This window comes from Actinomyces sp. oral taxon 181 (genome assembly GCF_018370895.1).
In the GTDB taxonomy this organism is placed as follows: Bacteria; Actinomycetota; Actinomycetes; order Actinomycetales; family Actinomycetaceae; genus Pauljensenia.
The window spans coordinates 128,730-141,087 of the sequence record NZ_JAGYZL010000002.1 but is presented as its reverse complement, the minus strand read 5'-3'; the positions used below and the strand labels follow the sequence as shown (position 1 = coordinate 141,087).

Annotated in this window: 10 protein-coding genes and 1 pseudogene; 8 read left to right on the top strand and 3 right to left on the bottom strand. The window is 56.4% G+C overall.

Annotated features, from left to right (window positions below; all coding sequences use genetic code 11):
• Positions 1–190: 190 nt before the first annotated feature.
• Positions 191–400 (bottom strand): annotated as a pseudogene (locus KHW85_RS01570) (hypothetical protein); the annotation flags it as partial.
• On the opposite strand from KHW85_RS01570, the gene KHW85_RS01565 reads away from it, so the two are divergent.
• The gene (locus KHW85_RS01565) at positions 380–463 is read left to right on the top strand and encodes a hypothetical protein (protein ID WP_291458561.1); all 84 of its coding nucleotides are present in this window, start codon (positions 380–382) and stop codon (positions 461–463) included. The pseudogene KHW85_RS01570 and the gene KHW85_RS01565 sit on opposite strands and share 21 nt — an antisense overlap.
• Here KHW85_RS01565 and KHW85_RS01560 read toward each other — a convergent pair.
• On the bottom strand, positions 460–1,482 hold the full coding sequence (locus tag KHW85_RS01560; protein ID WP_178705419.1) for a LacI family DNA-binding transcriptional regulator: 1,023 nt from the start codon (positions 1,480–1,482) through the stop codon (positions 460–462). The two genes, KHW85_RS01565 and KHW85_RS01560, sit on opposite strands and share 4 nt — an antisense overlap.
• Before the next feature lie 114 nt (positions 1,483–1,596).
• Here KHW85_RS01560 and KHW85_RS01555 point away from each other — a divergent pair, with 114 nt between their 5' ends.
• The 5 genes from KHW85_RS01555 to KHW85_RS01535 all read left to right on the top strand — a co-directional run bounded on the left by KHW85_RS01555 (position 1,597) and on the right by KHW85_RS01535 (position 9,352).
• A complete protein-coding gene (locus KHW85_RS01555; RefSeq protein WP_291458508.1) occupies positions 1,597–4,440 on the top strand; it encodes a glycoside hydrolase family 2 TIM barrel-domain containing protein in 2,844 nt (947 codons plus the stop codon).
• Positions 4,441–4,564: 124 nt separating this feature from the next.
• The gene (locus KHW85_RS01550) at positions 4,565–5,980 is read left to right on the top strand and encodes an extracellular solute-binding protein (RefSeq protein ID WP_178705425.1); all 1,416 of its coding nucleotides are present in this window, start codon (positions 4,565–4,567) and stop codon (positions 5,978–5,980) included.
• 74 nt (positions 5,981–6,054) lie between these two features.
• On the top strand, positions 6,055–6,966 hold the full coding sequence (locus tag KHW85_RS01545) for a sugar ABC transporter permease (RefSeq protein WP_291458506.1): 912 nt from the start codon (positions 6,055–6,057) through the stop codon (positions 6,964–6,966).
• Positions 6,963–7,898 carry a carbohydrate ABC transporter permease gene (locus KHW85_RS01540; RefSeq protein WP_178705432.1) on the top strand — a complete coding sequence of 312 codons (936 nt, stop codon included), beginning with the start codon at positions 6,963–6,965 and terminating at the stop codon, positions 7,896–7,898. Before KHW85_RS01545 ends, KHW85_RS01540 begins: the two co-directional genes overlap by 4 nt.
• A 20-nt stretch (positions 7,899–7,918) precedes the next feature.
• Positions 7,919–9,352 carry an alpha-L-fucosidase gene (locus tag KHW85_RS01535; RefSeq protein ID WP_291458504.1) on the top strand — a complete coding sequence of 478 codons (1,434 nt, stop codon included), beginning with the start codon at positions 7,919–7,921 and terminating at the stop codon, positions 9,350–9,352.
• On the opposite strand, the gene coaA is transcribed toward KHW85_RS01535, so the two are convergent.
• The gene (gene coaA / locus KHW85_RS01530; RefSeq protein WP_291458503.1) at positions 9,342–10,292 is read right to left on the bottom strand and encodes a type I pantothenate kinase; all 951 of its coding nucleotides are present in this window, start codon (positions 10,290–10,292) and stop codon (positions 9,342–9,344) included. The two genes, KHW85_RS01535 and coaA, sit on opposite strands and share 11 nt — an antisense overlap.
• Before the next feature lie 148 nt (positions 10,293–10,440).
• On the opposite strand from coaA, the gene KHW85_RS01525 reads away from it, so the two are divergent.
• A complete protein-coding gene (locus KHW85_RS01525) occupies positions 10,441–11,367 on the top strand; it encodes a GRP family sugar transporter (RefSeq protein WP_291458501.1) in 927 nt (308 codons plus the stop codon).
• A 49-nt stretch (positions 11,368–11,416) separates the two neighbouring features.
• Complete coding sequence (locus tag KHW85_RS01520) at positions 11,417–12,337, top strand: ADP/ATP-dependent (S)-NAD(P)H-hydrate dehydratase (protein ID WP_291458500.1); 921 nt, start codon at positions 11,417–11,419, stop codon at positions 12,335–12,337.
• Positions 12,338–12,358: the final 21 nt, after the last annotated feature.

Sequence of the window (12,358 nt, the reverse complement as noted above, 5' to 3'; positions counted from 1 at the left end):
CCGGTCGATGGGTCCACGAGCGCAGCGGTTCCCGAGTGATCGTCCACTGCGAGGGTGGTCATGCCCTCGAATACACGGACATCTACTCGCGCATGTAGCCGGCCCTAGAGGAAGTCGCCGCCGACCTCGACGAGAGCGATCCCCACACCGAGGTTGTGGTCCCCACGCACGTCGCCTCGGCTTGAGCGTCGGTCAGCGGTCGGTAGATTGCGTCGACCTCGGCAATATCGATGGGATCGCCAAGGGATGCTAAACGAGAAAGGTCGTTGTGAGTGAGGGGGAGGGGAGAACGATCAGCAAGTTGGTCCCACTGTTCTCGCGAGAAGTAATCGAAGGGAGATTCTTCACTCCCTCCGGCACCGAGCCCTTGGTTCGCGTCATGGTCGAGGCAGCGACGCAGGCGCAAGCTGATGGCGTAGCCTCACGCCTGGCTGACGTGGTGAAGGAAAGCCTGTCGCTCTAAGGACGGGCGACTGAAGAGCGCCAAACCGCGCGAGTGGGGACGATGAGCCGCTCAACTTTCTTTGCTTTGCGCGGCTTTTCGATCGCCGAAATCACCGCCTCAACGGCACCCTGCGTCATTTCGCGCAGCGGCCACTCGACGGTTGTGAGGCCGAGGGCTTGGCTGCTCGCGGGTTCTTGATTACCAAATCCCAGGATGGAAAGGTCTTGTGGAACGCGGCGATCAAGATCGATGGCGGCTTGGAACACGCCCGGTGCCTGCGAGTCATCGGCGACGGCGATCAAGGTGATATCCGGGTTATCTGAGAGAAGGCGTAGGGCTGCCTGGTATGCGGTCGAGGCATCCCAATCGGGAAGCGAAAGCAAAGTGAAACCCGCGCCGAAGGCGGCTTCAAGGGGGAGCTGGCGTGAGTGATTGGTATTCGGTCCTGCAAGAAAAACTGCGTGTCCGCGTCTTTGTGCGCTCAGATGATCGCTGAGGATTTCTTTCACTCCCACGCATTCGTCAATGCTCACGAGAGCGCTGGCTCCTTGGGTGTCTTCCGTATTAATCATCGACATTGCAACGATGGGAATACCAAGGTTTGCCAGAAGCGTGGAGGTAAAACTCTCGGCGGAGGTCGTTTCGCGGATGACCCCGGCTAATTGCGTGTCCCCTAAGACGGAGCGAATTGTCTGCGCGTCTGAGGGGTCATTACTTGATTGGAAGAGGGGAAGAAGCAAATATCCGCGCTTTTGGATTTCGATCATGGCGGTTGTGAGAACCGTGTGAACGACCGGGACGAAGGGATTATCTGGGAGTTCTGCCATGAGCAGCGCGATCAGACGAGAACTGCCTCGCCGAAGTGAACGTGCAGCAGCGTTAGGAATATAGTTCAGGTCTCGCGCTGCATCTTGGACTCTCTGAATTGTTGCCGGTGCGATCTTCACTTCCGGTCCGCGGCCGTTCAGTACCAAAGAAACCGTCGAAGGAGCAACTCCTGCTGCTCGGGCCACATCGGCCCGCGTTGCTCGTTCCATTCTTTCTGCTCCGGATCTGCGATGGAATAAAAGTGCGTTAACACAATAACTATAACGTGTTAGTCTTTGTGTACTGCAAGGAGTTTCAATGTTGACTCACCTGAAAGGCTCATCATGAAAATTATGCCCTCATACGCACCCTGTGTGGGAGCACTTTCTCCTGCTCGTGCGTATCTCGCTGATGATCCAGGGCAGATGAGCCTCGATGGCCGCTGGGCCTTCACCTATCACCGCGTTGATCCCAATCCCGGTGCGAATCCCGAGGAGGCATGTCCCTCTCCCCGCGTATCAAGCGAAGAGACGATCGATGTCCCAAGCCACTGGGTTCTCAGAGGAGATGGACGCTGGGGTGCCCCCGCCTATACCAACGTTGATTTCCCCTTCCCTGTGGATCCGCCTTTCCCTCCGGAAGATAATCCTGTCGGCGACTATTCTCGCCGCTTCACATGCCCCAAGTCGTGGTTTTCGCAGGGAGGGCAGATCCGTCTGCGCTTCGAGGGCGTTGAATCCCAGATCATTGTCTGGGTCAATGGCCAGTGGATTGGAATGGCTCGCGGGTCACGCCTCGCCCATGAATTCGACGTCACCCAGATGCTTGTCCCCGGTGAAAATACGGTGACTCTTCGCGTTCATCAGTTCAGCGCAGGATCCTATCTTGAAGATCAGGATCAGTGGTGGCTCCCCGGAATTTTCCGCTCAGTTTCGCTGCGATACCTTCCTGACTTTTCCATTGAGGATCTGTGGGTCAATACCGATTACAAGGCCGGGCAAGGATTTGCGACCCTTGAGCTCAGAGTGCGCGGGGCGCAAAGCGAAACGCTTGAAGCGAGCCTGGACATCGAAGGCCTCGGCGCCTCGGTGCTCACTCTCTCGCGCGGGGAAGACGGGCGCTACCGGAGTGAAAGCATTGGCCTCGGCAATGTCGAGCCGTGGAGCCCACAATCGCCACAACTTTACGCCGCACGCGTGCAAGTGGTGGGGGAGAGCGGCCGCAAAACGGAAGAACGTCACCTGCGCCTCGGCTTCCAAAGGGTTGAAATCGTCGATGGCGTTCTGCATGCCAATGGGCAGCCGCTGACGATTAATGGCGTCAATCGCCATGAAATTCGTGCCGACGAAGGGCGGGTATTCAGTGAAGAATTTGCGCGCGCCGATCTTGAACTCATGAAATCGATGGGAATCAACGCGATCCGAACCTCCCATTACCCGCCTCACCCGCGCCTTCTTGATCTGGCCGATGAAATTGGGCTGTGGGTTATGCTCGAGGGGGATATTGAAACCCACGGTTTTGAGGGGAATCGTACCTGGATCGATAATCCCTCCGACGATCCGCGGTGGGAAGCCTCCTACCTTGACCGCACCGAACGCGCTTTTGAACGCGACAAGAATCATGCCAGCATTTTCTGCTGGAGCCTGGGGAATGAATCCGGAACGGGACGTAACTTGGCAGGGTCCGCGCGTTGGCTCCGTGAACGCACCCACGGACGCGCCCTCGTCCACTACGAGGGTGACCATGCCATGGAGTACGTCGATATCTACTCGCGGATGTACCCGACACTTGAAGAAGTTGCTGCGGTGCTCGACGATACGGATATGCATGCGCCGGTTGCTGTTCCGAGCCATGCAAGTGCGGCTGTGGATGACGCTGCGAAAGAACGTATCCGCAGCGCTCCCTACATCATGTGTGAGTACCTCCACGCGATGGGGACTGGCCCCGGTGGGGCGGCCGCTTATGTCGAGCAAATGAGCCATCCTCGCCATGCTGGAGGCTTCGTGTGGGAGTGGCGTGACCATGCGCTGTGGCGCACCCTTCCTGATGGGCGCCGCGCTCTTGCCTACGGTGGCGATTTCGGGGAGCTAGTGCACGACGGAAATTTCGTCTGCGACGGCTTGGTTGATGCGCTTTCGCGTCCCTACGCGGGGACCTGGGCATGGATTCGCGCGCTCGCACCTGACGCGCCGATCCTTCAGGGGCGCTCGCAAAAATCGGGTGGCGAGGCCGAGGAACGCTTGCGTGCGCTGGCTCGTTCAGCTTCTTCCCGTCTCTCCTGTGGCGAGGCCGAGTGCAGTGCCGTCTTTGATGATCGAGGGCGTGTGGAGTCCGTGGGCGGGCTTGTGATCGCGGCGGAGATCAGTGTTTACCGTGCACCGACGGACAACGATCGGGGTCGCGGTCCTGTCGATTATTGGGGGATTTCCTCTGATGATTTGGGTCCACTGGGAACGGGGACCGGTCAATGGGGAGTCTCTCACGCCCAGCGATGGGAAATGGCACGTTTGCATCTCCTGCGCAGAACCTGGAACGGATGCGCCCGTGAGAACGGAAAGCGGGTGCTTGTCGAACGCTGGGCGCCGCCTGCTGCACAGTTTGGACTTGAGGCTCGCTGGAGTTTTACTCCCGTAGGTGCAGAGGATGGAGGCGCATCTGTGGGTGCTCCGCTGCCGGGCAACTGCCTCGCAGTTAAGGTCGACATGACTCCCTACGGACAGTGGCCCGAGCGCATCCCTCGTGCAGGGGTTCGTTTGTGCATCCCGGGAACGGGGTGGACGGCCTCGTGGGTGGGGGAGACGGATATTGCTTATGCGGATATGCCCGGCGGCAATCCAAATGGGTTTGGGTGCGCTGAACTCGAAGATCTATGGGATGTGGGTGTCAAGCCTCAAGAAGGTGGGCACCGACCGGGACTGAAGGTTCTTGAGCTGCGCGGGGAGGACTGTGCATTCACGATCATTCCTCGAAGCGAGGTGGGGTGGAGTGCCTCGCCGTGGAGTGAGCAAGAGCTTGCCCAGGCGGGACACTGGGAAGACTTGCCGCATTCAAATCGGACTTTTGTTTGGCTTGACGCCATTCAAGATGGCATCGGGACTCGCTCGTGTGGCCCGGATGCGCGCCCCGAATTCGGTGCACGGATGAATCCGCTGACTATCGAATTCATTGTTTGTGTAACGGATCTATAACAATTGTCCGCTATGCAACGTAAAGCTAGCTTCTCGACGGTAGCCTAGCCTTATCAACTAACACGAGATAGTTAGTGATTCGGTATTTATATCGAGCTACGACACGAACCAATGGAGGTTTCGCATGTTGAAGAAAAAGATGGCCGCTGGTGTCATCGCCCTGGCCATGGTAAGCACTCTAGGATTGAGCGCCTGCTCGAACGGCAGCAGCGACTCTTCTTCAAGTTCTGCAAGCGGTGGATCCGCATCGGGTTCAATCCCCAAGCCCGATGTTTCCTGCGATATTCCCGCAACGAATCTCGATGATTCGAAGATCGACACCTCGAAGGTCGAAGGTGAAATCACCTTCCAGACTCAGGGGCTCAAGACCGACTTCGGCGACTTCTTCACCAAGAAGATCAAGGAATTTGAGGATGCAAACCCCGGCGTCAAGATCAAGTGGACTGACCAGGCGGGCGGCGCCGAATTCGATCAGACCATTACCGCTCAGGCAACGAACTGCCAGATGGCAGACGTTGTGAACGTTCCTTCCTCTACCATCCTGGCTCTGTCAAAGTCCAACCTCCTCATGGACTTCGACGTGAAGGCTCCCGGTATTGGTGACAAGTTTGTCAAGACCATTTGGGGCTCGACCGAGCTGGGCGCAAACAAGCACCACACCGCACTCCCGTGGTACTTCGGCCCCTACATCACCACCTACAACAAGGAAGTTTTCAAGCGCGCAGGCTTGGATGAAAACACCTCTCCCAAGACCATGGAAGAGATGTTTGACTACGCTGCAAAGGTCGGAGCGGATGGCAAGGGCGACTACGGTATCTACGGTTCCCCGCAGTGGTACATGACCGCTCAGCTGCACGGAATGGGTGTCAGCCTCATGAACGCTGATAAGACCGAGTTCAACTTTGCTGACAATGAGCAGGCCATCAAGTACGTGACCCGTCTCGCCGAGCTCTACAAGAGCGGTGCGATCCCGAAGGACTCGCTGACCGGCGAACCTGATCCGGGCAAGGCATACGCGGATGGAAACCTCGCATTCGGTACCCCGAACGCCTCCTTCCTCAAGTCCGTCAAGGCAAACAACGCGACCGTCTACAACAACACCGGTGTCGGCCCCTTCCCGACCAACCCCGGAATCAAGCCGGTCTTCGAAGGCCAGTACATCGGCGTGTCCGTCTCAACCAAGAACGCTCCTCTGTCAATGAAGTTTGCCGAATGGATCACCAACGCTGAGAACGAATACGCATGGACCCACGACGGTGGTGCGATCATCTTCCCGGCAGCAACAACTGCTCTTGACAAGCTCGTTGCTAACCCGCCGGAGATCGCAAATGATCCGGTCTTCAAGGCTGCCTACGAGGAAGCCGCAAAGGCTGCAAAGGACGCCGAGGCCTACACCGACGTCTTCTACACCACCGGCGCTGTTCAGGACAGCCTCGTTGAGAATGTGAACAAGGCAATCCGCGGAGAGGTCGACCCCAAGACCGCTCTGAAGACTGCACAAGATCAGATGAACAAGAAGCTCAAGGCTCTGGGCGAATGATCTCACCCTTGCCGGGGCGAAACACTACGGTTTCGCCCCGGCAAAACCCTTGAACAGCACCGAAGGACCTGACAATGTCGTCGCGTACAGGGCGTGCCCCAAGCCGATCTCTTAATGGGGCCGCGCGTTTCCGCCCGGGATGGATGCCGTGGATCTGGATTACACTCCCGGTCTTGGCAATTATTACTTTCTACATCTATCCCTTTATCACAACGGTTTTCGTCTCTTTCACAAAAACAAAACCGCTGCGAAAAATTGGTCCCTTCATTGGGATCGAGAACTATACCTACGTTCTGAACGACGCGGAATTTTGGGGTTCTCTTCGTAACTCGCTGATCTACGCGGTCTGCGTTGTCCCTCTAATGGTGCTTCTCCCTCTTCTCCTTGCCCTCCTGGTCAAGTCCTATGTTCCGGGCATCGGGTTCTTCCGCGCGCTCTACTACCTGCCTGCGGTTTCTTCGCTCGTCGTCATTTCCTTGGCTTGGCGCTACCTGCTCAATGAAAGAGGACCAGTAAACAACCTCTTGACCTCGTGGGGAATGGATGCGGTCCCATTCCTCTCGAACCAATGGCTGATCCTTTTTTGCGCGATGCTCATTACCTTGTGGCAGGGCTTGCCCTACTACATGATTCTCTACTTGTCCGCTCTTGCGAACGTCGATAAGTCCCTCTACGAGGCCGCAGAACTCGACGGGGCGGGAAGCGTTCGTCGTTTCTTCACCGTGACTATTCCGGGCGTCAAAGTCATGATGTTCTTGGTCGCGACACTCACAACCATCGGATGCCTCAAGATCTTCACCGAGGTCTACCTCCTTGGCGGAAGTGCCTCCCCAACAAAGACCTTGACCATGTACATCCGAGACTGGACCGATCCGACATACGGGTCTCTAGGCAAGGGCGATGCAGCCTCGGTCTGCCTCTTCCTCATCACTTTCGGATTCATCATTGCCTCCCAGAAACTCCAGAGGAAGGCTGAAGACCAATGAGTACCGTAGTTTCTTCAACCAACTCAGCCACGGCCTCGTCAAAGTTTGCGAACTGGCGCAAAACTCGCAAGCTGGAGCACCAATCGCGCAACGTCGCATCACGCCAACTCAAAGGCTCTCGCCTAGTCCTGCGTTACATCACGCTGGTCGTCGTCGCGATCCTTATGGTGGGACCGCTTCTGCTTCCTCTCCTCGCGGCATTCAAAGCTCCGGGGGAGTCGGTTTTCGGCCAAGGCGCCACGATCTTCCCGCAGACATGGTCGCTTGCAGCGTTCACAACACTGTTTAAACAAACCGCGATCCTGCGTGCGATTGGCAACTCGGTCATCGTTGCAACGCTGACGGTCGTTTCAAATATCGTCTTGTCCTGCTTGGGCGGATACATGCTCTCGCGACGGGGATGGACCGGTCGTAACATCATGTACTTCGTCGTGCTCTCGGCGATGATCTTCCCCTTTGAATCAATCATGCTGTCCCTGTACTCGATGATGGTGTCCATCGGCACGTACAAGACCCTGACCAGTGTGTGGATGGTTGCCATGATCGGCCCCTTCCAGATCCTGATGATGCGCGCTGCTTTCCTTGGGATCCCCGAAGAAATTGAAGATGCCGCACTGATTGATGGGGCAGGCGAATGGGAGCGTTTTTGGAGGATCTTCCTTCCTCAGGTTCGTGGGACTCTCACGGTTGTTGGACTGACCTCCTTCATCGGCGCCTGGTCCGATTTCCTCTTCCCGCTACTCATGCTGGTCGACAACGACAAGCACACTTTGATGCTCGAACTGACAGCCATTCAAAATTCCGCTCAGGGAACGACTTATCAACTGGTCTTGGCCGGAGCGGTCGTTGCACTGGTTCCTGTCGTTGTAGTTTTCGCCTTCTCGCAGAAGTACTTCTTCCGTGGAATCGAAGATGGCGGATTGAAGTTTTAGATCGATAGAGGTACACACCAATGAGTGACGAACTGAGTGAGGACTTCGCTCCCGATGCGCTAGAAGCTGCAGGTGCGCTGCGTCAATACCCGGATCCCGGGTACATCTGGCCAACGAACCTGCGCACTGTCGCTGCACTTGAGCAGTGGAGGGACCACAAGGTCGGTGTCATCATCCATTGGGGGATCTTCTCTCACATTGGTCAAGATGGCTCCTGGTCTTTGCACCGCCAGCGTTTGGGCGGCTTTACTGACCCGCCTGAGGATTGGAAGGGGACTGACGAGGAGTATCACTCGTGGTACTGCGATCAAGCTCGTTCCTTTACGGGGGACGATTTCAATGCCGAAGAATGGGCCGCCGCGTGCGCCGATGCCGGAATGCGCTACGTCGTCTTTACGACAAAGCATCATGACGGCTATGCCATGTACGACACGGACTTCTCGAACTTCAAGTCGACCAGTGAAGAATCCGGACTTGGTCGCGACATTGTCCGCGAAATCTTCGAGGCCTTCCGTGCTCACGGTATGGAAACGGGTGTTTATTTCTCCAAGGCTGATTGGAACCACCCGGGATATTGGGATCGCGCCCGCACTATTACTGACCGCTACCACAACTTCGACATCGAGAAGCACCGCGCAAAGTGGGATTCCTTTGTTCGCTACACCCATAATCAAATTGACGAGCTCTTGCGCAATTACGGGCGTATCAACGTGCTATGGCTCGATGCCGGTTGGGTTTGCGAACCAGATGAACCGATTGATATCGATGAGATCGCTGAGAATGCACGTCGCCTCCAACCCGATATCTTGGTCGTTGACCGAGAAGTCCATGGGGTGAACGAAAACTACCGAACCCCCGAACAGGAAATTCCGGACGATATTCGGCTCTACCCCTGGGAATCATGCATCACCATGACTCGCGGCTGGTGCTCGATGCGCCCCGAAGAACCGATCAAGCCCATGCGCCACATCATCTCCAACCTGTTGGCGATCGTGTCGCGAGGCGGGAACTACCTCATTGGGATCGGTCCCGACGCGCGCGGAAGCATGTCCACGTGGATTCAGCGCGGCCTCGAGCAGCTGGGTGATTTCTTGCGCATCAACGGTGAAGGAATCTACGCGACTCGTCCGTGGATGGATACCGATACACTGCGTTCGGAAAACGGCTGGTCCTGGTACGCAACCCAGCCCAAGGACAGTGAGTCTCGAGTTTTCTTCTTTGGGATGCCTCCGGCTCCATCGACTGACGAGGCCGAGGAGCGTTCCCTCGAAGAAAGAACCTTTGCTCCTTCCGGTCTTGCATCGACGTGGCTTGAGGTCCCCGGGAAGGTACGCAGCGCCCGGATTCTTGGAAGCGAGGACAGAGTCATCGTCGAGGCGCGTGAAGGCTCATCACGCCTCGTGATTCCTCAGACCGATCTGCGCTATGCGGTGGGAATAGAGCTCACCTTCTGAGCCGCAGTGACTCGACACGGTGATCCGCACCCTTGGTGAAAATCATCGTTGCGCGCTCGCGGGTTGGGGCAATATTTTCCAAGAGGTTCGGGAGGTTGATTTCCTCCCAAATCGAGCGGGCCGTCGCCTCGGCTTGTGTATCGGTCAGTGAAGCGTAGGTGCGGAAGAAGGAGTCCTCGCGGGTGAATGCGGTTTGACGCAGGGTGAGGAAACGATCGACGTACCACTGTTGGATGTGTTCGGCGTCGGCATCCACGTAGATGCTGAAGTCGAAAAAGTCTGAGACTGCGGTCGGCATAACGCCAGGTCCCCATTTGGGAGGTTGGAGGACATTGAGTCCTTCAACGATGAGAATGTCTGGGCAGTCTACGACGACACTTTCATCTTTGATGATGTCGTAAACGACGTGCGAGTAGACGGGAGCCTGAACATTACGCATCCCTGACTTCACTGCCGAGAGGAAGGAAATGAGTGCGGGGCGGTCATAGGACTCGGGAAAACCTTTTCGCCCGAGCAGGCCTTTGGAACGGAGAACCGCATTGGGGAAGAGGAAACCGTCTGTCGTGATCAGATCAACTCGCGGGGTCTTTTCCCATCGGGATAAGAGAAAACGCAAGAGGCGGGCGACGGTAGATTTTCCAACGGCAACCGAGCCGCCGATTCCGATGATGAAGGGGACGGGAGATCGGTGAGAGCGCGTAAGGAAATCGGAACGCTCTTGCTCAACGCGTCGGTGTCCTTCCACGTAGAGCTGCAAGAGTGCGGTCAGCGGTCGGTAGATTGCGTCGACCTCGGCAATATCGATGGGATCGCCAAGGGATGCTAAACGCGAAAGGTCGTTGTGAGTGAGGGGGAGGGGAGAACGATCAGCAAGTTGGTCCCACTGTTCTCGCGAGAAGTAATCGAAGGGAGATTCTTCAGTGTTGTTGATATCACTCACAGTGTTAATTGTGGCAACTTCGTGGACTGGACACGCAATCAGAGGTCCTATGCGTCTGAAAATGTTATCTATCGCGCAGCTCAGACAGGGATCTTGCACCTTGTATTTGCTTGCTTGTCCACTAGCCTGAAAACATCGTTACTTGGTTGTGCCAATTGACGCACCAGAAAGTGAGTATGCCGTGATCGACTATCTCATCGCTTTTCTTCCGGCACTTTTCAATGGCTTTATGGCCATTGTTTTAGTCGCACAAGGTGGCGATGATCGGCAGAAGAGTCTCGGTCTTTTGGGTGGCGCGTTCTTATTCTCCCTTTTGGCTACCCCCTTCATTGAAGTGCACTGGACGACGAAGACTCTTGTGATCTCGTTTATCTCGGGACTCCTGTTGGGATTCGGTCAGTACTTGCAGATTCTCTCCTTGAAACTGCTGGGAGTTTCGCGTGCCATGCCAATGACAACGGCTGGTCAGATTGTTTTCATGTCATTGGGTGGCATCATTCTCTTCGGCGAGATGAATCAAGGTTTGGCTCTGGTGTGTGCGCTCAGCGCAATCACCTTGTTAGTTATCGGTGTTCTGTTCATTTCAAAGAGTGAGAAGACTAAAGAAGCGACCGAAGAGCATGTTGATTGGAAACGTGGAGTTCCTTTAGTTGTGATCTCAACGGCCGCCCTCGTGGCGTTCCTTCTCTTGGTGCAAGGCTTTGGCCTTGACGGCCGCTCCGTGATCCTGCCCCAAGCGGTTGGCTATTTGTTGGTCGGCCTCGTTGGAACAATCCCTGCGCTTTCGCCTCAACTTGGCAAGGAAGACAATCGCTGGAGTCTGCTCACTCTTCGCCAACTGATCCCCGGCCTGATGTGGGGTGCGGCTATTCTCCTGACTCAAGTTTCTTCCTCGCTCCTTGGCGTCTCAGTTGCCTTCCCCCTATCGCAGATGGGCGTCATTATTCAGACTTTCGGTGGAATCTTGATTCTCCACGAGACGCGCACGCGTCGTGAGATGCGCTGGACCATTATTGGCGTTGTCATCATGGTTATCGGCGTCATCATGGTGGGCGTTGCTCGCTCCTTCAGTTAGATCAGACGTGCGCCGGATGTCCCCATTGGTTACGTGAAACAATGGGGACATGGCTGAGCAGATTCCTCTCTTTAATCCCCAAAGCGCGCGCGAGTTTCTTTTCGCGCCTTCCGCTGATGAGGATAAATATCGCCGAGGCGTCGTGGGCGTTGTCGCGGGTTCTGACACCTACCCGGGGGCCGGGCTGCTGGCTGCCTTTGCCGCTTCGAACACCGGCGTGGGTATGGTTCGTCTAAATTCGACCCGTCGGGTAGAAGATCTGGTTCTTCACTACGCTCCTGGTGTTGTGACTGTGGGAGGTCGCATCCAAAGCGGAGTAATTGGTCCGGGGTGTACGAATGAGCGCTACGACGACTGCCGTGAGCTCGCGCAATTCTGTATTGATTCCACGCTTCCTCTGCTTATTGACGCGGGCGCGCTTGACTTAGTCAGAGGCCTTATCGACTATGCAGACACGCATTCGCGTTCCCTTTCGCGCACTATACTCACCCCTCATCACGGCGAGGCCGCGCGCCTTCTCACTCAGTTGGGTAGTCCGCATTCTCGCGCAGACGTTGATGCTGATCCCGCCCCTTCTGCCAAGGAACTTGCCTCGCTCACGGGAGCGATTATCCTTCTGAAAAGTGCGACTACTGTGTGCTCGTATCTCAAACATGACCAGGGGAGTCGGACGCAAGAAATCGTCTCGATTCCTCAAGAAACTCCCTGGGCTGGGGTTGCGGGTAGCGGTGATGTGCTTGCCGGGACGGTCGCGGGGATCACTGCGGGGTTCCAAGCGCGAGCTGAGCGCAGGCAGGGGAGCCCGTCGATTTCCGAGGCCGACTGCGCAACCCTTGCGAGCCTTGGAGCGTGGGTGCATGCCCAAGCGGCTCTTCGGGCAAGCCTGGGTTCGGAAGGGCAAGCGCGCCCCATCCAGGCCATTGATATTGCCCGCGCTCTTCCAGAAGTCATCGGTGGACTGTGTTCCTAGTCGCTGAGGGTGCGATACTTG

What these genes read in the sequence shown, in the direction of transcription:
- KHW85_RS01565 (WP_291458561.1), top strand. Translation starts at nt 380, where the DNA reads ATGGTCGAGGCAGCGACGCAGGCGCAAGCTGATGGCGTAGCCTCACGC.
- KHW85_RS01560 (WP_178705419.1), bottom strand. Translation starts at nt 1,482, where the DNA reads ATGGAACGAGCAACGCGGGCCGATGTGGCCCGAGCAGCAGGAGTTGCT.
- KHW85_RS01555 (WP_291458508.1), top strand. Translation starts at nt 1,597, where the DNA reads ATGAAAATTATGCCCTCATACGCACCCTGTGTGGGAGCACTTTCTCCT.
- KHW85_RS01550 (WP_178705425.1), top strand. Translation starts at nt 4,565, where the DNA reads ATGTTGAAGAAAAAGATGGCCGCTGGTGTCATCGCCCTGGCCATGGTA.
- KHW85_RS01545 (WP_291458506.1), top strand. Translation starts at nt 6,055, where the DNA reads ATGTCGTCGCGTACAGGGCGTGCCCCAAGCCGATCTCTTAATGGGGCC.
- KHW85_RS01540 (WP_178705432.1), top strand. Translation starts at nt 6,963, where the DNA reads ATGAGTACCGTAGTTTCTTCAACCAACTCAGCCACGGCCTCGTCAAAG.
- KHW85_RS01535 (WP_291458504.1), top strand. Translation starts at nt 7,919, where the DNA reads ATGAGTGACGAACTGAGTGAGGACTTCGCTCCCGATGCGCTAGAAGCT.
- KHW85_RS01520 (WP_291458500.1), top strand. Translation starts at nt 11,417, where the DNA reads ATGGCTGAGCAGATTCCTCTCTTTAATCCCCAAAGCGCGCGCGAGTTT.